Consider the following 26,139-nt stretch of genomic DNA (forward strand, 5'->3'; position numbering starts at 1 on the left):
TCTTGCTAAGTTGCGACGGTTTTTTCGCACCGACTTAAATTATTTACATAAAACTAATCAAAATAAATTATGTTACAAACAGAAATGAGAGTCCGCTGCAATTTAGCTTTTGTTACAATGCGTTAAAAACAAGCACATGTGAGAGCAAAGCACATTAAAATAAGTGCTAATAGATATGCTTTGGCGTAGAAATTTGCTCTTCCTAATTAATTAACTTCGTTAAAAATAAGAACAAAGACATATTGACAATTTTCGTGAGTTCATATCATAAAAAGGGTTCGCTAAATAGTTAAGCTTCTAGACAAAATGCTAGCTCTGGTAAAAACCAAGCTTACAAGTACGCCCTCACTACATTTGCAAAAGCATAGAAAATTGGATAGAACGAAGGCTTTAATGCAAATTTTATGACAAAGTAAAAACCTTAAGCATGGCGACACTACACGGGACTACAAGCTTGATCTCAGGAGAATAAAAATGATAAAAATTCTAAAGCTAAAACCTATCTAAAAAGAACAAAGGCTACAAGCTGACATGCGAGAACACAAAAGAGATAGATTTTACTTTCAACAAAAGGACAATCACACTTATCTATCTCTTTTGCTAACGAATTGTAACGGTATTGCTAAGTTGCGTGGGCGATTTCAAAGAGTCATCCTTTCAAACCGCTAAAGAAGCAAGCCGTAATAAATTTGTTTATATTTTTAAGCAAACCAATTGTATTGGCTTGCTGGTGTTTATTAATTGAACTAACCTTCAAGCGACTCGCCGCCGCCCATGAAATTTAGCTTTTGTTGTGTGGTCGTACTTTAATCAATTTATCAAATAGTCCAGTTTTTGTTATGAAAATCTTCCTGTCAAACATTTCACCTTGTTTTTCAATTTCAACCAATCCAAAATAACAAAGAAACCTTTCAAAAGTCCTTATTGAATAACAGTGATTCGCATAATGTTCAACGGTCCCATAAGTCGGTGTAATTGATTCTAAAAATTGAGGGAAGGCTTTAAGATATTTCTCGGTATAAAAAGAGTCTAACCGTTTCTGTATTCCATATTTTGATATTAGCATCAATGAAAAACCACAGCCGAGCTGTCCTAATTGTTCGTCTTCGTAATTGTCGTAATAAGCCCAACTAAACTTTTGTGTCATTGTTTTAAAGACCAATTCAAATAATTTCTGATTGTCGGATGCAATTTTTTCTCCTGTTTTTGTCAGGCTTAATTTACCGTTTCTTTTTTTAGTCAGACCAGCTAATTCAGCTAACAGTCGAGTCAGATTAATAGTTAATGAATCACTTTCCTTATATAATTTAGAAATTTCTGATGAAAATTGATATTCCTCTAAGAATCCTTGATTATAAATTTCATGAACAATTTTAGTAGGTAAAAATCCTTTCGCAGTCAACTTGATTTCACCAGATTCTCTCACTAAATTCAAAAAGTATTTAACCTGATTAAGTATTGGAATATTTAGATGTTCTTCTTTAGCAAGTGTTTCCATACTTATAGGACTTTGGGGATCAAAAGTAAAATGCAAAAGGTTATGCATTTCAACTGGAGAATATCCCTCAAATTCAGGAATTGCCCGATTGTTCTGCTCGTTCATAGCTTGATCAATTTGTCTTTGTACGTCTTTAAAGTCCATTCAGGTTTTCATTTGTCAGTTTTGTATGCCACACAACGGATGGCGGTATGTACCGTTGGCGCTTTAGTTGATTTAAGTTTTATTTACCTGCTATTGTTTATTCAAGGCGTATTAGTTTCGAAAACCTACTGCCCGCCAATGGTATATGAACGCGTGTTGTGGGTAGTTTATATTATTTTTTCTTTCATGATTTTACCAAAACTGTTTAGAGCATAAATTGTCCCAGAATTTACACGTGCCACACCACCGCCATCCAATCCATGGCTTTCAAGCAGTCCAATCGAAAAACAATGGTCTAATATATAAGTATCAATTAAATCATTCTGAGAAGTTATTTCAGCTCTTTGGTCAAAAATCTTTATTTGCTGAACGTCTTCTGTATATGCAGAATTTATTATCGATGATAACCTGAGGAATTGTTTTTTATCAAGGTCATTATCAATAAAAAGTCTTAAACTCTTGGCTAGCCATTTTATTTTGGTTGCGTTATCTGCTCTTTCCAAAATCAACAATATTTTGGAGCCAATCTTTTTATAATCGCTATTCTTAAAATAATTCTCTTTAAATTCATCAATCTCTACTTGATTCTTTAGGTTCAGGTTGTTGATGAAGTGAATTATTTTAGTCAGGAGAATTCTATCGGATGCAGATTTTATCAATTTAACAACTGATATGCCAGCACCAATAAATGGAATATCCTTGAATAATCCATCATCCAATAAGCTGTCAATAGCAGTTTCTCCAAGGTCTTTACTTAAAGATAAAATCTCGGTTTTTTCTATTTCGTTCATATTGATTCTTTTAATTACCCACAACGGTCTTGCTAAGTTGCGTGGGCGATTTCGAAGAACTTTCCTTTCAAACCGCCAAATAAGCAAGCCGCATAAATTTGTTTATATTTTTGAGCAAACCAATTTTTGTGGCTTGCTGGTGTTTATTAATTGAACTAACTCTCAAGAGACTCGCCACCGCCCATGAAATTTAGCTTTTGTTATCGGCTTTTATTTTTTTGTCATTAATTCTAAATAATTTTCCACAAAATAGACCCAATCATCCAACTTGTCATAAAGTTGTTCTGTTGATGGAAAAGGGATTGTAATATCTGGTGCAATTCCAATATTGTCAATTGGAAATTCTGGTAACCTCTGTGAGCGGGTCATAGGAAATATCAATTTGAAATTCTCTGATGGAAATTCTTCAGATACTGCATTCGAATAGTCAAGTACACCAGCTGTGTTATGATTCCCAAACAGAATAACTTTTTTGCTATTTTTAGCTGTCAATAAGAACTGCTCTGCTGAAGATGCATTACCTTCATTTATTATGATGCCAACCCTTTGGGGATATAAATAAACACTATCTATTTTCGCCCCATTATCATTACCAGACATAGGATGAATTACAAAACCACCAATATTTTTATTCATTGCTTCAAGTAATGATTCTGTCCATTTAATCCATTCTTCTCCCTTTCTAATTTCCCCATTCTTTAATGCATCTCTAAAAAATTTTATATTTCCTTTGCTTGCATACCATTCAACTCCCTTACTTTCGTAAGAATTTGTGTAAATAAGCTCAGTTAATTTTTGATAATAATTGTCCTGCCCGCCACCATTATTTCTTATGTCAATTATTAGATTTGGACGAGACGTTATTTCATTCCAATGTTGAATTACAATATTATTTGAATAATCTGAATGAAAATCGGTAATGCGAAGATAATATGTACTGTCGTTTAAATAGGTTGCAACTGGATGTGTGTTTGTTCCATTAGGGTATTCTGCTTCATAAGAATAAAGAAAAGCTTTGTCTAATATTTCATTTGATGTCTGTCTAACAAACCTTGTATCGCCATGTATTTCTAATACTTTATTATCAATGTGAATTGAGGCTTTGCCTTTTCGGATACGAGAATTTATTGGATTAAAGGAAGTCATATTAAACTCATTGTTCTCAAACTTCGAAAATTCAAACATTACTTGATTGCATTCATATTTTGGATATTGAATAGCTACACCAACAAAATAACCATCGCCTTTTTCTGTTATTGCTATCTTCCCTCGAAAACCAATCCAAATTCCCTCTATTGATTTGCCTGTCTTATTAATACTGTCCAAACTAACAGGATAGAAACGAGGCTGTTTTATTTGATCTCCAATAGATGTTTGATTTATTTTTTTTCTGTTTCTTCTTACTCTTAAATGATTGTCTTTAAACCATGAAGTATAAAAACTTAAATATCTTCCACAAGAATCAGGATATTGAATAATTCGATTTTTTAGGTCTTGCTCTAAATCTTTTAGGTCAGACAATGTTTCTTTATTTACTTTATCGTTGTAGCCAGGATAATCATTTCTAACTTTCTCAACGAGGTATTCAAAATCCTTTAAGCAATCACTTTTTTGTGCTTGAACATTTAATGAAAATAGAATTACAAAATTTAAATACAATATTTTTTTTATCATAGTCTGGTTGTTTTTATAATTGCCGATAACGGATTGCGCTATGTAACGTAGGCGCCTTAGTTGATTTATGTTTCAAATTTTATAAAAAGGCAAAGTAGCTATTTTAGGATTACATTTAACTATAACTATTCAAAAATGGCTACTTTGCCGTTGCTCATTAAAAGCACTAAACCTTCGTAAACCCTCTACCCGCCTATGTTATATGAGCGCGTGTTATCGGCTTTTTTTTCAATTCTATCAATTAATTCAATTACTTCAAGATATGCTTTCTTTACAAATATATCTTTCGTTTCTGTGTTAATTAGGCTAAATGTTAAGTTGTTATTAAAATTATTGAACTTAATATCATTATCAAATATTTTGTGTATTAGCATCCAACTATTATTGTCGTATTCTTTAAAATCATCTAATAATTTGTCCATATCCTCAGTTTTATTTTCGCTTACTGGTAAACCAAAATAAAAATGATTGTATTGAGCTGTAAATCGAACGCTAACAATAAACCCTGAATTTGTTTTTAAGTTTAGTATGCATTTCTGTTTCTGAGATTGACCTTTTCGGTAAACTTCATAATGGGTCAAATCAGTAATGCAGTTATTAGTCTTTGACTCCTTTATACTGTTCTTATCAAAAGGCTTAATAACTTCACATTTTTCAGAATCTACAAACATTTCTTGTAGTGTACACCAAAATTCATGAACAGCATGCCATTTAATATGTTTAAAATTATCATATAGTTTTTGCGCAGATTTCAAGTTGTTCTCTGAACTGCTGATTAATTGCTTATATGCTAACCTTTCTTCTCTGCTCGAACTATTTCCTGTCATTTTGTTTAACAATTTAATATATTGAATTATCGATTCACGCAAAAAAGGTTGATTAAAAACATCTTTTACACAAATCTCTAGCCATGGAATTATATGTTCAGAATAACTTATTAAGACAACATTTTTTTTATTTAAGTATTTTCCAATACTAGTCTCTGAAGGTTCATGACCGTCAAGAGTCAAATATAAAACTGAAATATCATCAAGGCTAATCTTCTCATTTTCGACCACATGATCAATGTATCTTTCTAATTGCCCCCCTGATTTTAAATTACTATCATCTGCATATATTTTATTTTCAATGATTATACACTTGTTGTCAACTCTATTTATTACAAGTATATCAATGTTATTATTCTCTTTTTTATCAATTTCACTAGGATAAACAATGGTATCTTTAGTTATTGGAAATGAATAAAGTTCTTTAATTTGATTGATGAATGTTTTTAAGAAGAAAGCATTTTGACCGTGAGTTCCCAAAGGTTGTAATAAAACTGAAATGAATCTTGAGTGTAGCCTTCGTTCATCATGAGGCTTATGAAGAGATGTGAAAATATTAAATTTCTCCTCCCTTTTTGAAAGCATTTCATATTCACTTCTAATAATATTTAATTCTTTCAGAAAATATTCCATTTGTACTATATTAGCTATTTAATATTGGTTAATTGCCGATAACGGCTGCGCTAAGTGGCGTAGGCGCCTTAGTTGAGTTATGTTTCAAATTTTATAAAAGGCAAGGTAGCTATTTTTGTAATTACATTTAACTATAATAATTCTAAAATAGATAGTTTGCCGAACTCATTAAAAGCATTAACATTCGAAAACCACCAACCGCCTTTGCCATTTAGCGTTTGTTATAGGTTGTTAGAAACATTTATGTGAGAGAAAAACATCACCATTATTTTGGGCTGATATAGACAGCTTTGGCGTGGAATTTGCAACTAAAAGAACTGAACCTAAATGACAATTTGCGCACCTCCCCCGCGCGTATTCATTTATAAAAGACTCGATCCTTTAGAAATCATAACTGTCAAAAGCATCATCTTGCCTTAAACACTTTCGGACAAGGTTGGCAAAAGAGAAGCAAATTGGATAAGCTGAGTTGCTCTGGCAAATTGCGTGACAAAGCGAATGAGGCCAAGCAGAGAGCGAAATCTCGTGATCACAACCAAAATCAAGCTAAACAAAACACAAGGGTTAAAACTCAGTAAAACCTAGTAAAACAACTGGTGAACAATTCAAGAGGGATATTCCATTAAAGTAGAAATGGCATCAAGCTTTCCAGCGAGTGCCATTACGAATCAATTACCTATAACGGCTAGGCTATGAAGCGTACCTTTTTGTGTTGCGCCTGCGGCAAAAAGGTATGCTTTATGAGCCATTGTTATCGCTTAGTGCTTTATCATTTTCTGTTAATGTTTCTCTAATTTTCTTCTCATTTTCCTGAATGGATTTACAGAATGTATTGAAATCTAACAATTCAGTAGGTATAGGAATACTCCATTTTTTAACCACACCATTATACCCATTTAAATATCCAATCTCTTTTTCTAAAATTGGTGATTTATTATTACTTGTAGGATAAAGAAAACCTCCAATCTTAGCTTGCTTGACATACATATATGAGATTATTTGGTTCATATCATTTCTGTCAATTTCTTTATGCTCTAGTCTTTTATATTTTGCATCAATTATAAATCCATCTTTCCAAAAATCAGGATAACGGATATAACCTCTACGGTTTTTAAATAAGTGTATACCTCCTTTTGAAATGTCATTCCTCGGATGCTTAAAACCACAATCTTTGAGAATCGTGTTTGTATATTCTTCCCAAAGCCAAGCACCATCAAACAATAGTCCGTAGATTTTGTCTTTTTCTTGTCCGTATTTTAAACCTTCATATCTAAGTATCTGCAAACAGATACGTTGCAAATCAGTGTATTCATAAAAGTATGGATGAGTCAAGGGGCGTAGGTTGCTATTTATGACAGATATTTTATAATTATGCTCAAAAGAGGGAGTTGCTTGAATAATTTCAATGACATTACTCTGAGTTTCAGAATCACTTAATAATATGTTATGTGCGAAGCTATGTTTTTTAATAAATTCAATTGTGTGTCTTATTAGTTGAGTGATTTTATTATCATAACTATGTTCTCTAGAACTGTATGCAACCTCTCCCTTAAATGGTATATTTTTTTTTATATGTCGTGCTATGTTTACAGCACCTTTTATGTTTGAATTATTATATTCTTTTCGCTTATATTCCTTGTAAAGACCTTGACTTACTGCCTTTTTAAGATAAAATGGAAAAAGGTAAATAAGAAAATCAAAGGTATTTGCGTTTGCAGTACTATGTTTTAGGTCAAAAAGATTTATTGAAAACACTTTTTGAAGCATATAATGCAAGAAATAATCTTTCTCACCATCTGAGAACCTCGACTTAATAGTCACTTCGCTTTCATTTAACCCAACAAAACCCATAATATTGTTGGTCGATATCGTCGTTTCATTTATTGAAAAAATATGCTCATTTCTTATTGTTTCTTTCCCATTTGAAAAAATCAAAAGATTATTATTTGCATCTTCTTTATTGTTAATTTTTAATTGAGCAATTTTTTCAAGATTAGGCAAATGCTCTAATTCTTCATTTGAAAGATGTTTGCTGCTATTATCAGATATTCTCAACATCGGCTTTCATATCATAAGAGAGTTTAAGGTTTTCCAATATTTCTGTAGAGTTCGGAAGTCCTCTCAAATATTCAAAAATCACACCTTTCAAATGGTTTTCCCAAAGATGTTCAAATGGGGCATCAACTTCTTTGTACGTCTCTAATTTCAGGAAATAAGCTGGACCAATGTGATATGCAGAATTAAGTCCTTGTATATTTTCAATAGCGTTATTCAAAGATATCATCCTTTGTTCGGGCTCACCTTTCCATTCATCAATTTGTCCATTCCACATTGAGGTTCTTTCAAGTGCAGTTATTTCTTGCCATGCAAATCGCCTTCGCATTGCGAAATCCATACTCTCAACACTTCGGTCAATATCATTCATTGTTCCGATGATGTAAACATTTTCAGGAACATAGAAACCATCAAAAAACACGTCAGCTTCATCTTGGAGATTAGAATATTGTGTCTTAACCTTTCCCTTTTCTCCGCGATAACCTGAATCTATTGAGAAAAACAACTCCCCAAATACCTTTGAAATTTCAGCACGGTTGATTTCGTCAATAATTATAACAAAATTCTTTCTTTCAATTTTTTCAATTACATTACTGTTTTCTAAATCACCGCTTAACTCCTGATTATTATAGAGTGTATAGATATATGAATCACTTTGACGATTATGTGACCGATTAAAGAACTCTCTAATATCTTTTACTTTATCTAAGCTTTGCTCCTTTAGTAATAATTGTGAAAGTTCATGAAATGGTAAAGCCAATTCTGATATTATGGCATTATTAGGGACCTTTACTTTTATTTGGGTGTCATTATATTCAGATATTGTGAATTTATTGCCCGTTGATAATTCTAATTCATCACCATCATCAATACACTTATCTAAAAAATCAGAAATATTCTTTCGTACAATATTTTCCTTTTTTAATTCATCTTCGGATTTTGAGCTGTCAATTAAATTTTGGAGTGCTTTTTTACAGAATGTTTTAAAAACTCCATCTCTTAATTCGAAACCAAGTTCACCACCATCTTTTTTTAATGGTCGAAGGCCTTCAACAAAATCAGTATAATCATAAGAAGGATGAAACTGAACGAATTCCCATTCACCTAATTGTGCTGCAATCTGTTTTGCAAGATAAGTTTTTCCTGTTCCTGGTGCACCCGTTAGAATTAGATTCTTATTGTTCAAAAGTAGGTCAATATATTTTTGCATTGAGGCTTCGTTTTTTCTAGTTAATTCTCTCTCTTGCTCAAAATACTCTTTCAAATACCAAGCAAATACAGAACTATGCCAAGAATCATTGAATTCAATATTTGAACTACAATAGTTAATAAAATTAAAGTTGTCGGTCAACCACTCTTCTTGGATTTTTGGATAATCAGGAAGTCTATCCTTTAATTTAGTAATTACATCTTTTAGATATCTATAATTTACTACTGTTGTTACTATGTTTGGAAGAAATGCTGCAACAACTCTGTTTGTTCCAGAAGGCCTGTTACCAGTAGTTTGTTTTCTAAAAAAAGCTATAATTTTTTGATATTGAGCTTTACTTATTTTATTTTCTTTTGCAATAATTTTAATTACAGGTTGAATAGCTGACCAGTTGTTTTTAATTTTTTCAAATTCTTCCCATGTGAAATTTCCTTGTCGTAAATCTGAAATACCATTTTCAGTTGTATCCTTTACTAATTTCTGAAATACCGTATCTGTCCAGTTATTATTGACTGCTTGTACTTTATATTCTTGAACTGAATGTTTATACAATGGAAACCAATCAAAAAAAACCCAATGTTTATTCTCGATTGCGTCATCATATATTTTCTGTAATAAGTGTCTTTCTTTCAAATCTATTTCTTCCTTTCTATATGTCCTTGGTAGTGCATCTTTTTGCATTAGCGATAACGTAGTTGCTAAGTTTCGTGGGCGATTTCAAAGAATCATCCTATCAATGCGCCAAGTAAGCAAGCCGATTTAATTAACTTATTTATGTTTTGAGCAAACCAATTGAATTGGCTTGCTGGTGTTTCTTAATTGTACTAAACTCTCAAATTGCCCATCCGCGCCCATGAAATTTAGCTTTTGTTATAGCCTTTGCTTTCTTTTACCAGTATCGAATTTTCAAATACTCCAAAAGGTTTTTATATGTTTTGCTGTTAATTCCAGATAAAAGTCTTTCAGGGGTAATTATCATGTACTTTGATTGATCGTGCAAATGATTCCTCCAAGTTTCTTCCATTCCCAAATTGCTACACTTATATTTTTTGTCAAGCAAGTCTGAATTTTCAGATGGAATAACATGCACATGCAAAAAGTCAGAAGCTTTTAAAGTTTCATTTTCTTTATTATTAACCATTTGTTCAGCCCAAAGAGTCTGTCTCATTAATTGATAAAATGGTTCAAAATAAAAGCAACTGTGATTAATTGAATTTAACTGCTTTGAATCATTAATTAAATCCGTATATCTTTGCTTTCTTACTTCCCCTTTACAATTCTGCGGGTCTTTTAAACAACCCTCTGTTGCTTTATTTTGGTTGCTATAAAATTCTGTATATTTCCATTCTATTGGAATTAACCAATTTGAACCATTTTTGTGAACCGCATAAATCAAAGCATCTACAGATGTACAATGACTTCCTCTATTAGGCACACCTTCATTAAGATGGTCATTGTCACTTACCGATTCAAATTGTATGAAAGCGGGTTTGAATTTGTCTGTAACTATTGGTAAAACATCTTTAAATTCAGATGAAATATTTTTCAGTATAGATAATACCGCACTTTTGTCATTTCTAATTTGATAAAGGTAATTTACACATGCAATCTGTGACGAAAGAGTATGTCCAGTAGGTTCTTTTCCTCCCCACCACGAAACTTTATTTTCTTTAAAGTATTCAACAGCTTCTGTTCTTATTGGCTCAAATAAATTCTTCAAATTATCGAGTAGAACGAAGTCTCGATACTTAGTCATGAATTTTCTTCCACCATGACTTCCATAAAAAACTGGATTCTTACTTTTAATTAAGTCAACAGCTTTTGTTCTCTGGGTCTCTTGGTAATTTGATGCCATTTTCTATTAAGTTTGGTTAATTTCGTTTTTTTTCAAGCATTGGCTATAACGTTTCGTGTATGAGTAGTGCGGGATTTCGAAGCGCCAACTTATCAAATTACACTGTCGTTTCTTAATTGTTAAATCGTCCATATTTAGCACTTTACCGCATTACTTATGACACATTGTTGTATGCTGGGCTTCATTCATTGTCAATTAGTTATCAATTTAGCACAATCAAAAATCCGCTCAATCGAAGCACTGCTGTTCCCGAAAAAAATAGTTTTTAGGGAGGGCAAAAAAAGCGGTGGCAGTCAGACAATCTCTTTTGTGATTTTTGGATAATTGTTAGTCCATGCGTATTGCAAATGTGCTGACTGTGTGGGCAGACTATAGAAACTTCTTTTTTATAAATTCATCAAAGGCTTCTTTATACTGCTTGCTGATTGGAATACGTTCTTTACCAAAAAGAATGCGGTCTCGTTCTATGGTTTTTATTTTATCGAGGCTCACAATATAGGAACGATGAATTCGCATAAATCTATCTGTCGGTAATTTTTCTTCTAAAGATTTCATTGTGGAATGAAATACAATGGGTTTCATAGATGATTCAATATAAAGTTTCACATAGTCTTTAAGCCCTTCGAAATAGAGAATTTCTGAGTAATCAATACGCTTAAGTTGGTAATCAGCTTTTATAAATAAGTAGTCCTTATTTTCAGCAGTATCAATGTTCGCATCTGTATTTGTAGGGCTTATTTGTTTAAAATATTTCTTAGCACGATTAGCCGATTTTATAAAAACCTCATAGCTTATCGGTTTTAATAAATAATCAAGCGCTTCTAGCTTAAAACCATCTAGGGCGTACTTTTCAAATGCAGTGGTAAAAATTATTCTACTATTTTTATCTAAAATACGCGCAAATTCTACACCTGTAAGGTCAGGCATTTGAATATCCAAAAATAAAAGCTGTACTGGATTATCTTCTAAAAACTCCATCGCATCGATAGGGTTGTCAAAACTATTTTTTAAATCCAAAAAAGGCGTTTTTTGAATATAACTTACGATCAGGCCCAAAGCCAAAGGCTCATCATCAACAGCTATACACGATATTTTATTCATAAGTGTTATTTAAAGGAATCTTTAAGTCTATAGCATAAACACCTTCCTTATCTGATTGTATAAGTTGAGCTTTATCGCCATATAATAAATTGAGTCGACGTTTAATGTTCACAATACCCAAGCCACCTTTCTCGGTAGCAGCTTTATTTGCCTTATCTGCTATGCTATTTTCACATGTAAATAAAAGCATGTCCCCTTTGGTTTTAAGCGAAATGGATACAAACGATTCGTTGCGATAACTAATGCCATGTTTAAATGCATTTTCAACAAAGGGAATAAATATCAATGGTGGTATTTCTACCGACGGAACATCATCTTGAATGTTTACACGTAATTTAACCTTCGATGTCAATCTTTGTTGCATCAGGTCAATGTAGTTTTGCATAAAGACAAATTCCTTTTTCAATTCAACGGTTTTAATGTCAGAATCGTAAATTAAATAACGCATCAAACCAGATAGTTTCTCAACCGCCTTCTGAGCTTTATCTCCATCAATAGCAATTAATGCATAAATATTGTTGAGTGAATTAAAGAAGAAATGAGGGCTTATTTGATTTTTCAAAAATGCGAGTTCCGTATTAAGACGTGTTTTTTCTATTTCTTCTTGTTCCTCTTTATTGTGTGTTAAACGTTGCAGATTTGCCATGCCTGTACTAAATCCGAGTACAACAATCATTAATATGAAATTGTCGACCAATTTAGGATGCAAACCGAAAGGTTTATTGCGAGGGATTTCTCTGCCTTCAATAAGCTTTATGGGCCTAAAATTGTCTAATTGCAATAGTTCGTAAAGGTATTGTGAAGCAAAAAGTAATACGAATGCAAAGAGCAATAAAACAGCAAAGAAGTATAGCTTCCTTTTATTAAAGAAGAAATGAGGCGTAATGATTAGATAATTAACATAGAACGCCACAATCATAAAGCTTAATTGGTAGTAATAGCTGTAAATCCAAAAAATGGCTCGATCATTATTCCTATCAAACACAAAAATTGGGAGAATTATAAAAAGCAGTAAGCCAATCATGTGTGGCAACCACTTTTCTATTCTGTTTTTTGAAATTTCCATATTGTAAATTTACTATTTTTAAAGAATGACTGATACAATGCACTAAATGATTTTATTGCTTTTGTGTTTTAATAATTTAGACCAGTAATCCCCAATAGATAATTTAATAATTTTCGATATTTATAAATTACCTACTGGGGCTTTGCCTATATCTTATTACTATTTTTATCGTCTTCTACTAGGTCTTTCTGCTGGTGGTGCAAGTTCTTTAATTTTTTCAAAATCAAAACCAGCTTCATTGATTGCTTTTTCAACTCCTTTTCCCCCAGGAATTTTCGCCTCTTTTAATTCTTTCATAAGGGCTTTAGCATCATCGGCAGTCAAAGATTCACTATCGTAATCAGCTAAAATTTTGTTTACTTTTTTTATTTGTTTGGTCGTAAGTGTTTCTACTTGCTCTTGTCGTGGTTTTCTGTCTGGTCGTTGCTGAGCCATTAGCCCACTTACGTTTAAGGTCATAAAACCTACTAGTGCAATAAAAAGAAGTTTTTTCATTTTACTAAAAATTAAAATTTATAAATATATTGATAATTAAACTATTCATGTCTTAATGCTTCAATAGGTTCCATTCTTGATGCTTTACGTGCAGGATACCATCCAAAAAACACACCAATGAATGTGCAAAACAAAAAGGATAATAGAATAGAATCTACTGTAATTAATACAGGCCATCCCAATGTGTTTTCTACAATATTTGTTGTGCTAATACCTAATACAATTCCAATTATACCACCCAATACGCTCAGCATTGTAGCTTCTAAAAGAAACTGACGTAAAACATCTCTGCCCTTACCACCAATGGCCATTCGTAAGCCTATTTCGCGTGTTCGTTCGGTAACCGATACATACATAATATTCATAATTCCAATGCCACCTACAATTAAGGATATACCCGCTATGGAGCCTAACAAAACCAACATCATTTCCGATATTGAACCAAAATTACTAATGAGCTCTTCTTGAGTTCTTATTTGAAAATCATCATCTGCACTCTCTTTTAATTTATGTGCTGTACGCAACAGCTCGGTTATTTCAGCACTTGTTGCAGCAATCTGATCTTCCGATTTGGCCGATATAACAATGGCGCGTAAATACGTTTGTCTGTTAATACGTTTCATTACCGTTGTGTAGGGTGCAAGTATCATATCATCCTGATCTTGCCCAAAGGTGTTGTTACCTTTCTCCTTTAAAGTACCAATGACTTTAAACGGAATGTTATTAAATCGTATGCTCTTACCAATAGGATCTTCACCTTCGGCAAATACATTCTCAATTACTGTTTGTCCGACCAGGCATACCTTAGCAGCCTTTTTTATTTCTGCCGTAGTGTAAATTCGTCCAGTTTCAACTTCATATTTTTTTATTGAAGGATATTGCTCATTTCCACTATAAATTTGAGTAGGCCAGTTATTGGAACCATATACAATTTGACCACTGCCATCCATCTCAGGAGAAATGGCACTAATCAGTTCACTGTTATTTTCCAAATAGAAAACATCGCTAACCTCCAAATTTTGTGAGTTGGATTGCCCTTGATTTACGCCGCCACGGCTTTGACTTGCCGGCTTAACAGTGATAAGGTTGGTTCCCATTGATGAAATTGTATCGCGAATACTTGCATTCGATCCTTGCCCAATGGCTAACATGGCAATTACAGCAGCCACACCTATAACAATGCCGAGCATTGTTAAAAACGAACGCATTTTATTTCGTATAATGGCTGCTATGGCGATCTTAAATAAATTAATCAGTCTCATTGTGTTTTAATTTTTATTGCGAAAAATCTAATTGCCAAAAGAATAAGTTTCATCGATTTGTTTTATTTTAATAGACCCGATGTAACTCACTATATGATTGTGCAACACCGTGTTTAAAAGTCAATAATGCTCGTTTCTTCTTTTAATTGAGCAAGAACATGAAGTGCATTTTGTCTGTTTGTTATCAGGTCGTCTTTAATAATAAGACCATCACGGAAAACGACATTTCGCGTGGTAAATTCTGCAATTTCTGGTTCGTGAGTAACAAAACAAACGGTCATTCCCTTCTCATTTAACTCCTGAAAAAGAGCCATAATCTCAAGGGACGTTCGAGTATCGAGATTTCCTGTTGCTTCATCAGCAAAAATGACTACCGGATCATTCACCATTGAACGAGCAATAGCAACTCGTTGCTGTTGTCCACCCGACATTTGATTCGATAAATGTTTCATTCTATCTTTCAAACCAACAGCAATTAATGCTTGCTCTGCCTTCTCCCTTCGTTCTGCATTGCTGACAAGTGGGTTGTACAATAAAGGCAATTCTACATTCTCAAGTGCCGATGTACGAGGTAAGAGGTTGTAGGATTGAAATACGAAACCCAATTTTTGATTGCGAATATCGGCCAGCTGGTTTCTATTTAATGATTTCACATTAATGCCATCCAAGAAATAGTCACCTTCAGAAGGCAAGTCGAGGCATCCTAGTATATTAAGTAGGGTTGATTTGCCAGAACCACTTGTACCCATTATAGCTACAAATTCGCCCTTCGAAATAGATAAATCGACACCACGTAAGGCTCTTACGGATTCCTCGCCAGCCTGATAAATTTTATGCAGGTTTTTTATTGATATGATTTCTTTGGTCTTCATTTTAGTCCTTTTATGTGATTATCATTAATTATAACAGCATCGTAATTAACGAGGACCGCCTCCGCCACCACCACGTTTTGGTCTTTCTTGAACAAAGGGGCTTTTCTCCTCATCATCCTTTTTCGATGAAAGGCTCACTTCAGAATTTTTAGCTAATTCAAATGAAGTAAGAACGACAGTACCTTCTTTTAAGCCAGATATAACTTCAATATTCGAACCATCATCAATGCCTACTTCAATAACAAGTGGATGCATACGATCACCATCTTTAACCCAAACCCTTTTGTGAGAATCGTCTAATTCGGTCTTATCTTTTCTTGAACGCTTAGACCTGCCTTCATCATTTTTTGCGTTGGACTCACTCACCTGTGCTTTTTCCTGATTTCCGGATAAGCTAGTCATATAATCATTCAGCAATTGTCGGTCTGGGCTAAAACGAGCCGCTTTTGCAGTTATTAGCAATACATCATTAGCTTCTTCAACATAAGTTGTAATGCTTGCTGTCATTCCTGGTTTCAATTTTAAATCAGGATTGCTTACCGTAATAATTACGATATAGGTAATAACATTGGATGATTCGTTTGGTTGTAATCTTATTTCCGAAACTTCACCCTCAAAATTAAGATCGGGAAAGGCATCCACTGTAAACTCAACACGTTGTTTTTCTTTCACCATGCCTATATCTGCTTCATCAATATTCGCTTCCACTTGCATTTCCTTTAAGTCATTCGTAATTGTGAATAACTCAGGTGTATTCATGCTGGCAGCAACGGTTTGACCTTCTTCTACTGCACGATTCAGAACAATGCCATCAATAGGAGAATAAATGGTAGCGTAACTTAAATTACGAGCCGCTCTATCCAAATTCGCTTTCGCTGATTTTACAGATGCCTTGCTTTTCTTTAAGTTATAAACCACTAATTCGTAGTCGCTTTGCGCTAAAAGATCTTTCTCAAAAAGAGTCTTCATTCTAAGGTAATTGGCATTTTGATAATCATATTCTGCCTGAGCCTTATCTAAATCGGCTTGTGCAGTTTCGAGACTCGATTGCAGTGTAGATTTATCCAGTTCAGCAATCAATTGACCTTTTTTAACAACGGTATTGAAATCAACATAGAGTTTTTCAATAACACCCGAAACCTGTGTACCAACCACAACCGTATTGGTAGCCTCGAGCGTTCCTGTTGCTGTAATGGTATTGCTTAGCGATCCTTTTTTTACAATCTCAGTTTTAAAAGTATACTCATGATCGCTTTTTTTCCATGAAATGTAGGTGATTGATACAACTGTAATTATGAGTATACCGATTACTGAGAATAACAGTTTTTTGCGTGGGGTATTTATCTTTTTCATCATCATTTTATTTAAAATAATATTGGATTGCCTAAATAGTAATCAATAATTTTATTTTGCAGTAAGACATTGTATTTTGCTTGTGTTAGTTTATTTTCTGCGTTTACTAAATTGTTTTTCGAAGTCAGAAAATCAACAGAATTAATCATGCCTTGTGTAAACATTTCATCGGAGAGCTGGTACGATTCATTTTCTGCATCATACTGTTCTTGCAGTGCTAAATAGTTACTGCTTGCTATTTGAGAATCAACACAAGCCTGCTCTATGTATTTTCGCAAATCGTTCTTTAAATCGATTAGCTTAAGCGCTTCATTTTGAGTTTGTATGTTGGCAATTTTCACTGCGGTTTTTACTTTTTTTCGTTGAAAAATTGGAATGGATAGCGAAAGGCCAATGGATGGGTTTATCTTATTGGAAACTTGTTCGCCAAAATTAACACCCGATATATCGGAATTATAGCCGCTTCCAAGACTTCCACCCAATGATAATTGAGGCAATGCATCGGCTTGTGCAATTTTTGTATTCATTTTTGCACTTTTCAAGCTTAAATTGGCCGATACAATTGATGGTTGTAGACCTAAAGCAATCGTGTAAATTAAATTAGCGTCCGATTTTGGTGCAATTTTTACCAAAGCTTCTATATTAGGTTCTTGTATGCTAAATGAATCGTTAATGGGCATATTCATTAGTTGCATTAGAGCAACCAAATTTATGCGAAATGTATTTTTAGCATTAACAAATAAAGCTTTATCCGAAGCGTATTGCGATTTTATATTTAAGAAATCGGAAGCCGAAATAATGCCAGCCGACTTACGTGCTTCTGCCAATTCGAATTGTTTCTTAGTCGATTGAAGCTGAGATTCCGAGTTTTTAACATTCTCTCTCACAAGCAAAGCATTAATATATGCCGAAAGTATATTCAGACTAATTAATTCCTTTTGAGTTTGAATATCCGTTTCCGACGCAGTAAGCTTCGTCTTATTTTGAGCAATGGTGTTTTTAAGTTTTGCTCCATTATACAGGGTCATTTCAGATTTTAAGGAAACTGAAAGCATGGAGTTAGAATTTTGGTTCCAGCTTCCACCTGTCTCGCTATTCTCGTAATTTTTAGTTGAGCTAAGCGTCTGGCTACCATTCAGAAATAAATTTGGTCTTTGTTCTGCTTTCGATTGAGCCAAATAAGCATTTTGGATAGCAGCACTATTACTTGCTCTGCTTATTTCGGTGCTATTTTCCCATGCATAATTTATGCAGTCATTTAACGAGAAGGATTGTTCTTGTGCCTGTATTAATTTAGGAATAATACTTAGTACAATAATCTGAACTAAAATTAGATGCTTTATCATTTTACCTTTGTTTAAATTTCAAAACAAAGATTCAGGTAATAATTGTAATCATCAATTCAATTAGACCAGTGTGGTATTATTTTAGAAGTTTGATAGTTTTTTATCGATGAGTGTTTGGGGAAGATGACTCAATAATTACAGTTTCTTTTTTTGCTGAGAACTCTGATTAGCAAATTGCACTCTTTTGCAAATTTTGGTTTATGGACTAGCTTGTGCGATTTGCAAATGTGTGCAATATGCGTAGGTCTCCTCAACTGTCCCGAAGGGCAGAAGTGGGTGGGCAAAAACTATTTTTTTTTCTGCACCAACCTTTAATCAATGAGCGAATATAATCATTCCGGTTTTTCAATTATATAATCAGGTTATTTCTGTGTATTTCGGTTTCTTAGCTTTGCATACAACGGTCTTGCTAAGTTGCGTGGGCGATTTAAAAGAGTTAACCTTTCAAACCGCGCGGAAGCAAGCCGATTAAATTTGCTTATATTTTTGAACAAACCAATTTAATTGGCTTGCTGGTGTTTCTTAATTGGACTAAACTTTCGAACTGCTCATCACCGCCCATGAAATTTAGCTTTTGTTATGCGTTGAAACATACTAAATCAGTTTATTTATAGCATCCCTGATTTTTTTATCCGTTGTTTCTTTTCCATATCCGCGTATTATATTCCGAATAATTCGATTTTCATCAAGTATATAGAAAACAGGAATCTCCTTGATTTGATAATTATTAGAGACTTCCTTTGTAGACATTAAGAATTTATAATTAAATGAATTTCTTTCTTGATATTTCTGAAGCACTTTTGAGTTTCTACTAAAACCCTCAATAGCTACAAAATCGAAATCCTTCTTATCATATTCTGTAGCCAGTTTTTTCAAAAAACCAATGGATGCCTTACATGGACCACAACTTACACTGGTAACCTGAATCATTAAAGTTTTACTTTTCAAACTATCTAGGGCTACTATACTGCTATCTGTATCATATAACATCCAATTTGGGGCAACTTCCCCTAGTAAATTTACTTTTGGCTTTGCAGGTTCTACTTCACTTCTAAGTGGGAAATCTGGGAAGTATTCTGATGCTACGAAATTCTCAAGTTTGACTTTATTAAATTTAATATCACTAATAACTTCAGCCGTTTTATCATGAGGCATATCTCTTATCACACGATAGGGCAAATTATTTGACTTATTTATCCATATACCATACTTAGATGCTTCTCCTTTGTGAGTACCATAAATAGCAGGGGGATAAGAGATTTTACTAAAACAAAATTCAACTACCGTATCATGCACGGTAATATTATACTGAATAGAATCGCCAAAGTCTTTTGAATCAATTGTTATGCTATCTTTAGTTTCCAGGGTATATTGTAGCAACCTTATTGCTCGTTTGTAAAATGGAGCATTCACTACTCTGATTGGTCGTGCATTATTTTTAAAGCTATCGATTTCCATTATTTTTTCATCCCAATGTGCACGTGCTTTCATTTCTCCATCATAGCAGAAATCCATCTTTGTAGTATCCTTTCTATTAAGAATTACAAAACTTGCACCTACAAAGGTATCTGAAGGATTACGGTATTCATGAATATAATTTTCATAAACTGCATATGCAGTTGTATCATAAGGAGCAAAACCCGACCGAACTGAAAAATAAGTAGCAGATTCTATTTGTTCTAGATTACTCAAAACCTTTTCCAAATAAGCTTTCTTATTATCATCAATTTTACAACTATGGCTTAGTATCAATGATATCAACAAAATTAAAATGGATATCATATTTATAAATCTCTCTTTTATTTTAATCATCTCTCTGGTTCGTTTTTACGCATAACGGTCTTGCTAAGTTTTGTGGGCAATTTCAACGAGCTGACTCATCAAACCGCTAAAGAAGCAAGCCGAATAAATTTATAATTTTATGCAAACCCATTTATTTGGTTTGCTGGTGTTTATTAATTGAACTAAACTTTCGAACCGCTCATCAGCGCCCATGAAATTTAGCTTTTGTTAGCAAAAGTATTTTACGCCATAATCATTCCAATCCCTATGGTTATTATAATTAGCTGTAAAATAAATAACACTAAAGCTCCAAATGACATCATAAATGTTTTTAATTTCTCTTTTCTTGTCTTAAAAATTCGATACACCATTAATAATATTAATGAATATACTAATGGGTTAACTGGCATATCTATTTTTAAAATTCTGTAACTAATCAATCCTATTAGAGTTGCTTGTCCAAGTATGAATGAATTAATAGCTAAGTGTTCTATAAAATTATATTTACGAAAAATTAATTTAGTAGATATTGCTAAAGGTATAGTTGATAATATCCAAAAATATTTAAAGTAACTATGTACATATTTCCCAGCTGCGTAGGCTACCTTTCCGATATAAACTTCAGGAAGGTTTTGTACTCCAGTAGACTCTTTGGGGACTCTTAATAGACTCTCCATAATCAAATACATAGTAACAGACAGAATTAAAAAGGAGATTGGGTTGAGTATTCCTTTTCTTTTACCAAGAATATAATCACTTGAAATTGATTTCGGATTTATAAACAGCAATTTAAGGTTAAAAAGGAACCCTTTATCCATATTCGTAATTGACAAAAAGGCATCTCTGCTAATTGATGTAAAAGTGATTTTTTTAATTTCAGATTTTTCTCCACAATTAGGACAAAAATTTGCCTTGTGTTCTGTTTTACAAGAAATACAAATCATTTATATTCATTTAATTAATTTAATCTTGAAATGGCTATTATACTTCAATAATTTATTATTTGCGTGTTTGTGCTATATTTTTGCTAACGGTCTTGCTAAGTTGCGTGGGCGATTTTAAAGAAATAACCTTTCAAACCGCGCAGAAGCAAGCCGAGTAAATTTGTTTATATTTTTTAGCAAACCAATCTAGGCGGCTTGCTGGTGTTTATTAATTGAACTAATTTTCAAACTACTCACCAGCGCCCATGAAATTTAGCTTTTGTTAGGGGGTGTTAACTTTCTAATTATACGTCTTTGCCTCTTTCAAATCCCCATTTTCAAAGTACTTGTATAATTCTACACTTTTATGATTCATTTTTCTATCAAAACCTGTCATACTTATTTCTTTCCCATTTTCAAATAATGTTTTGTAAAATAAGTTACCATAATCTAAGAGTATAGTTGAAGATAATAATTGATCTTTTTCAAATTCGTTTATGCACATCTCAATTGTATCTTTTCTTGGGTCAAGAGAATAAAAATCTGGTTTGTCTTTTGATTTAGAATAATCATAGATTTTGGTTTTTTCAATGAGTTCCATAGAATCAAAATAAGACATGTGAGTTTCTTTGATCAACAGATCATTTTGATAGTCAAATTTGATAGTTTTAATTAGATTGTTTTTGCTCTCATACTGTTTTAAATTAGTACAAATACCACCCTCATAATGATACTCATATTTAAGCTGAATTGTATCAAATTTTTCATTAACCAGATCTTCAATTAGATCTGGATTGTTAAAATAACTTGAAATAATTTTTCGGTCAAAAACTATCTTTCTACCATCAGAGAAATAGTCATATTCAAACCAAAATGTAGTGTCTCCTTCCGATGAAACTGACATGTCCTTAATAAGGGAATCATTATTATTGTATTCAAAAATTCGATATGCGAGATTATCGGTAAAGTCAAATCTTGATACTTTCTTTATTAATAAATTCTTAGCATTATATTTGAAATTAGTTGAAGAAATCATCGAGTCAAGTACTTGACCAAACATTATTGTATATGTTTTTTCTGTCTGTGAGATTAATTTATCAGATTCATACTTGTAAAAATATTTTGTTTGGTTAGTCATATTCGAAGCATCAAATAATGCTTTTGCAACTTGTTCTTTACAACTGAACAGAGTTAATATTCCAAGTAATAAAATTAGGTTTCTTTTCATGTTTGGTATTCGTGGTTAATGCCCCCTAACGGGCTTGCTAAGTTGCGGCGGTTTTACGCACCGACTTAAATGATTGACATAAAACTAATCAAAATAAATTATGTTTCAAATAGAAATGAGAGTCCGCTGCAATTTAGCTTTTGTTACAATTTGTAAAGAACAATCAAATGTGAGAGCAAAGCTCATTAGAATAGGTGCTAATAGATAGGCTTTGGCTTATAAATTTGCCCTTACCAATTAATTCACTTCGCTAAAAATAAGGATAAAGGCATATTGACAATTTTCGTGAGTTTATATCATAAAAAAGTTTCGCTAAACAGTTAAGCCTCTAAACAAAACACCAGGTATAACAAAATTCAAGCTTGCAAGAACGCCCCCACTACGTTTGCAAAAGATTAGAAAATTGGATAGAATTAAGGCTTTGATGCAAATTTTATGACAAAGTAATAAGCTCAAGCATGACGACGATGCACGGGACTACAAGCTAGATCTCAGGAAAATAAAAATGATGACAATTCTAAAGCCAAAAACTATCTTAAAAGAACAAAGGCTACAAGCTTACATGTGAGAAAACAAAAGAGATAGATTTTACTTTTAACAAAAGAACAATCGCCTTAATCTATCTCTTTTGCTTATGAATTGTAACGGTCTTGCTAAGTTTCGTGGGCCATTTCAAAGCGAAATCTTATCAAAGCGCTAAAGAAGCAAGCCGAGTGAAATTGTTTATATTTTAGCAAACCCCATTTTTAAATCTCGAACTCCTTTGAAAATAGAGTAAGTGAGTCATTGAATTGCTGGTGTTTCTTAATTGAACTAAACTTCCGAACTGCGAATCACCGCACATGAAATTTAGCTTTTGTTGTACGCTGGCTTTTTTACCATTCATTAATATTCATTAAACACATGTCAAATTAGGACACAGATAATTACCTATCTCAAATTGCTCTGTCCAAACCATTTAGTCGAATATCTTTTTCCTGTTGGAGTAACTACTATTATTCTTGTTTCTTTAAACTTCTTTGTTTCGGAGTCAAAAAAACTAAAATATTTATTGTCTTTAAAAATTAATGTTTTCCAGTTTTCTGGATTAATAGGTAAATTATCTAAGTCTTCTTTATATTTATTATAATCTAAATGTCTCTTTGTTGCTTTTCCATTTATTTTTTCTTCCAATTCAATTCTTCTGATAAATAATGGTTTGTTTCCAATATTAGTTAGTGTAACCACACAATTAAATATGTCATTAGATTTCGATTTATGACTTTGAATCAACAATTTTCTTTTTTCGCTTTTAAACTTGATATAAATATTCCAACCAAGATTTACGAATGAAATTAATAACGCAATTAATGCAATAGTAAGTTTATAGTCCATATTCTGTTCTCCTTTTAGCTTGCGTACAACGGTCTTGCTAAATTTTCGTTGGCGAGTTAAAAGAGTTGATCTTTCAAACCGCCAAGTAAGCAAGCCGAGTGAAATTGTTTATATTTTGAGCAAACCAATTTTAATTGGCTTGCTGGTGTTTATTAATTGTACTTAACTTTCGAATTGATTATCAGCGCCCATGAAATTTAGCTCTTGTTATGGGCTGACTTTTTTTGGTCTATATTTTTCGACTGTTAAAATGATAAGATGATTATACATCTTGATTAACTGCTGTTTAGAGAGACCATTCGAACACTGCAATACCATATCACCTCCCTTGTCAGAATTACCGTACATATAGAATAACTCCTTTGAGTTTTCAATTTCAAGATAGCCTATACTATCAATTTCCTCAAATCCTAAAGCATTATAGCCAAACGTTGATGTATTTGTTAATGAAAAATTCATTCCCATTGTAAATCCATGTAATTTAACATCTAATTGTAAAATAGTGTCTTTTTTATGAAAATAAAAACGGTGCATATAAACAGAGTCTTTTTCAACCTTAAAATATTCAAAGGCATCAATTCCATAGGGATTAAACAATTCAATTGCCCTATCTATAGTAGAGGTTGTTTTCTTTAAATCACCTGCTCTATACTCCTCTATAACTATATCAAACAAGTCTTCTGAAGTCTGTTTTATTGGAAATTTGAAAGTTGCTAAACCAAGGCTTTCAAAAATATATTTGAAATCTTCATTGTCAAATGGTAATTTGTTATTATTTCCCTGCGAAAAAACTGTAATGGAACTGAATATAATCATCAGCATTAAGAGTATTCTTACTTTCATTATTCTTATTTTTTTGTGAAACAATTCTTATTTCTATTATTTATCCTTTATTATGTGTTTGCCCATAACGGTCTTGCTAAGTTGCGTGGGCGATTTCAAAGAGTTATCCTCTCAAACCGCTAAAGAAGCAAGCCGAGTAAATTACTTATTTATTGCTCTAACAAGCCAATTTAGTTGGCTTGCTGGTGTTTCTTAATTGGACAAAACTTTCAAATGGCTCATCAGCGCCCATGACAATTTAGCTTTTGTTGCCCACAGTATTTTTATCCTTAATTTTTCTAGAACATAAATCCTATTCCAAGTTGAAATCCGATATTTTTAGCATCTTCATCATAATTATCTCTGTCTAAAGCAACTGAAAAACCATTTACATATCTAAAACTTCCAAATACTCCACCTTTTATCTTATATGAAAGTCCTAAAACTCCGCTAAACTCAAAAATTTTCCCGACATCAGTTCTTGTGGAAGAGCCAAAAATTTCTTTATCATCTATCAAGAAATTAAATGAAGGTCCTATTTCTAATGAGAGATTTTTAACTAAGTATATTTTTGCTAAAACAGGAACTTGTATGTAGTTAAGTTCATATTCCTCAGAAAAAGGTGGAACAGCAGGTGCTCCGGGATATGGAACACCATCAAGAATTACTTTACCCTCAGCATTATGTGTTGAATATAAAATTTCAGATTGTAGCGAAAACTTATCTCCAAATGGAATTTCTGTAACTATTCCGATATGAAATCCTGTTTTGCTATTATTTTCTACAAAATAATCTGAAGTCATATTAGTAATATTAATTCCACCTTTAACTCCAAAAATAATTTTCTTTTGAGCCTTAACTGTTAGAGTAAAAATTGTAATCGAAATAATTAAAAGAATCTTTCTCATTTTGTTAAAATTTATTTGACGGTTTTATTATTTTAAAATTTCATCCAATATTGTGGGCAACGGTCTTGCTAAGTTGCGTGGGCGATTTAAAAGAATCTACCTTTCAAAACTCACGGAAGCAAGCCGATTAAATTTGTTTATATTTTTGAACAAACCAATTTAGTTGGCTTGCTGGTGTTTATTAATTGCACTAAACTTTCAAACTGCTTATCACCGCCCATGAAATTTAGCTTTTGTTGTGCCGTCGTGCTTGTTCACTTTATTAATGTATTTTTTGTTTCTTCATTTGAATCCGTATTACTATATAATTCCCTAATGCAGCGATAGAGGGACCAGCTAGGCTGTAATAAATTACTTTGTCAATATTAATCAGCAACAATTTATCAAGAATAAAAATTACTGTAATGATTAGAAACGAAATCACAAAATACCAAAAGTTCAATCTTTTATTTTTCATACTTATTGAAAATCATTGTTTTAATTCTATTATTAAGAGTATTCAATCCGATATTTGAAGTTTTGTTAATTGACCATATCTATATCTTATTTCAAAATGAATCAGAGTTTTTTTAAAAATTTTTAAAAAGGTAAATCAGTCAATTTCTCTTTATCAGTCGAATCAAGCTCTATGTTATTCTGCTCATCGAAATGATTATTAGAATCTTTTTCAATACTCATTAACTCATAGTCTCCATTCATGTAGAGATCAAAGTCAGTCGCATTTTTCTCATAAAATTCATCAGCCGGCATACCATCAATTACATAAATTCTTCGGAATTTCATTTTTCCACTGATAAAGTAGGTATCCTTTATGAATTCACGTCCTTTTTTATCTTTATGAATCTTTCTCTTTATTTTATTTTTCACTTATCTGTAATCTTAATTTAGGTGCACTGCGTTTTTTGCATGCGGCACAACGG

General features: G+C 32.6%; 21 protein-coding genes. All 21 read right to left on the bottom strand.

Annotated features, from left to right (window positions below; all coding sequences use genetic code 11):
• Positions 1-781: 781 nt before the first annotated feature.
• The 21 genes from ACXR6G_RS19820 to ACXR6G_RS19920 all read right to left on the bottom strand — a co-directional run bounded on the left by ACXR6G_RS19820 (position 782) and on the right by ACXR6G_RS19920 (position 26,086).
• Positions 782-1,642 carry a hypothetical protein gene (locus ACXR6G_RS19820; RefSeq protein WP_458363192.1) on the bottom strand — a complete coding sequence of 287 codons (861 nt, stop codon included), beginning with the start codon at positions 1,640-1,642 and terminating at the stop codon, positions 782-784.
• A gap of 167 nt (positions 1,643-1,809) precedes the next feature.
• The gene (locus tag ACXR6G_RS19825; protein ID WP_458363193.1) at positions 1,810-2,433 is read right to left on the bottom strand and encodes a hypothetical protein; all 624 of its coding nucleotides are present in this window, start codon (positions 2,431-2,433) and stop codon (positions 1,810-1,812) included.
• Between the two features lie 210 nt (positions 2,434-2,643).
• A complete protein-coding gene (locus tag ACXR6G_RS19830) occupies positions 2,644-4,107 on the bottom strand; it encodes a S41 family peptidase (protein ID WP_458363194.1) in 1,464 nt (487 codons plus the stop codon).
• 185 nt (positions 4,108-4,292) lie between these two features.
• Positions 4,293-5,567, bottom strand: coding sequence for a PDDEXK-like family protein (locus ACXR6G_RS19835; protein ID WP_458363195.1), 1,275 nt, complete (start codon positions 5,565-5,567; stop codon positions 4,293-4,295).
• A 738-nt stretch (positions 5,568-6,305) separates the two neighbouring features.
• Positions 6,306-7,625, bottom strand: coding sequence for an McrC family protein (locus ACXR6G_RS19840; protein WP_458363196.1), 1,320 nt, complete (start codon positions 7,623-7,625; stop codon positions 6,306-6,308).
• Positions 7,609-9,513, bottom strand: a complete 1,905-nt coding sequence (locus tag ACXR6G_RS19845) for an McrB family protein (protein ID WP_458363197.1) — start codon at positions 9,511-9,513, stop codon at positions 7,609-7,611. The genes ACXR6G_RS19840 and ACXR6G_RS19845 overlap by 17 nt, the downstream gene beginning before the upstream one ends.
• Positions 9,514-9,721: 208 nt before the next feature.
• On the bottom strand, positions 9,722-10,687 hold the full coding sequence (locus ACXR6G_RS19850; RefSeq protein WP_458363198.1) for a PGN_0703 family putative restriction endonuclease: 966 nt from the start codon (positions 10,685-10,687) through the stop codon (positions 9,722-9,724).
• Positions 10,688-11,056: 369 nt separating this feature from the next.
• Positions 11,057-11,788: a LytR/AlgR family response regulator transcription factor gene (locus tag ACXR6G_RS19855; protein ID WP_458363199.1), complete on the bottom strand. Its 732-nt coding sequence runs from the start codon at positions 11,786-11,788 to the stop codon at positions 11,057-11,059.
• Complete coding sequence (locus ACXR6G_RS19860) at positions 11,781-12,854, bottom strand: sensor histidine kinase (RefSeq protein WP_458363200.1); 1,074 nt, start codon at positions 12,852-12,854, stop codon at positions 11,781-11,783. Before ACXR6G_RS19860 ends, ACXR6G_RS19855 begins: the two co-directional genes overlap by 8 nt.
• Positions 12,855-13,019: 165 nt before the next feature.
• Positions 13,020-13,349, bottom strand: coding sequence for a hypothetical protein (locus ACXR6G_RS19865; RefSeq protein ID WP_458363201.1), 330 nt, complete (start codon positions 13,347-13,349; stop codon positions 13,020-13,022).
• Positions 13,350-13,390: 41 nt separating this feature from the next.
• Positions 13,391-14,611: an ABC transporter permease gene (locus tag ACXR6G_RS19870; RefSeq protein ID WP_458363202.1), complete on the bottom strand. Its 1,221-nt coding sequence runs from the start codon at positions 14,609-14,611 to the stop codon at positions 13,391-13,393.
• A 113-nt stretch (positions 14,612-14,724) separates the two neighbouring features.
• Positions 14,725-15,483 carry an ABC transporter ATP-binding protein gene (locus tag ACXR6G_RS19875; RefSeq protein WP_458363203.1) on the bottom strand — a complete coding sequence of 253 codons (759 nt, stop codon included), beginning with the start codon at positions 15,481-15,483 and terminating at the stop codon, positions 14,725-14,727.
• A 45-nt stretch (positions 15,484-15,528) separates the two neighbouring features.
• Complete coding sequence (locus tag ACXR6G_RS19880; protein ID WP_458363204.1) at positions 15,529-16,836, bottom strand: efflux RND transporter periplasmic adaptor subunit; 1,308 nt, start codon at positions 16,834-16,836, stop codon at positions 15,529-15,531.
• A gap of 11 nt (positions 16,837-16,847) precedes the next feature.
• The gene (locus ACXR6G_RS19885) at positions 16,848-18,182 is read right to left on the bottom strand and encodes a TolC family protein (RefSeq protein ID WP_458363205.1); all 1,335 of its coding nucleotides are present in this window, start codon (positions 18,180-18,182) and stop codon (positions 16,848-16,850) included.
• A gap of 594 nt (positions 18,183-18,776) precedes the next feature.
• Positions 18,777-19,994 carry a TlpA family protein disulfide reductase gene (locus tag ACXR6G_RS19890; RefSeq protein WP_458363206.1) on the bottom strand — a complete coding sequence of 406 codons (1,218 nt, stop codon included), beginning with the start codon at positions 19,992-19,994 and terminating at the stop codon, positions 18,777-18,779.
• Between the two features lie 212 nt (positions 19,995-20,206).
• Complete coding sequence (locus ACXR6G_RS19895) at positions 20,207-20,908, bottom strand: DUF3667 domain-containing protein (RefSeq protein WP_458363207.1); 702 nt, start codon at positions 20,906-20,908, stop codon at positions 20,207-20,209.
• Positions 20,909-21,188: 280 nt separating this feature from the next.
• A complete protein-coding gene (locus ACXR6G_RS19900) occupies positions 21,189-22,115 on the bottom strand; it encodes a hypothetical protein (protein WP_458363208.1) in 927 nt (308 codons plus the stop codon).
• 930 nt (positions 22,116-23,045) lie between these two features.
• A complete protein-coding gene (locus ACXR6G_RS19905) occupies positions 23,046-23,489 on the bottom strand; it encodes a hypothetical protein (protein ID WP_458363209.1) in 444 nt (147 codons plus the stop codon).
• Positions 23,490-23,696: 207 nt separating this feature from the next.
• Positions 23,697-24,332, bottom strand: a complete 636-nt coding sequence (locus ACXR6G_RS19910; protein ID WP_458363210.1) for a hypothetical protein — start codon at positions 24,330-24,332, stop codon at positions 23,697-23,699.
• A gap of 278 nt (positions 24,333-24,610) precedes the next feature.
• Positions 24,611-25,219 carry a porin family protein gene (locus ACXR6G_RS19915; RefSeq protein ID WP_458363211.1) on the bottom strand — a complete coding sequence of 203 codons (609 nt, stop codon included), beginning with the start codon at positions 25,217-25,219 and terminating at the stop codon, positions 24,611-24,613.
• Positions 25,220-25,798: 579 nt separating this feature from the next.
• Positions 25,799-26,086 (bottom strand): hypothetical protein, encoded by a 288-nt coding sequence (locus ACXR6G_RS19920; protein WP_458363212.1) that lies wholly within the window; start codon positions 26,084-26,086, stop codon positions 25,799-25,801.
• Between the last annotated feature and the right edge of the window lie 53 nt (positions 26,087-26,139).

The organism is Ancylomarina sp. YFZ004, assembly GCF_054254355.1.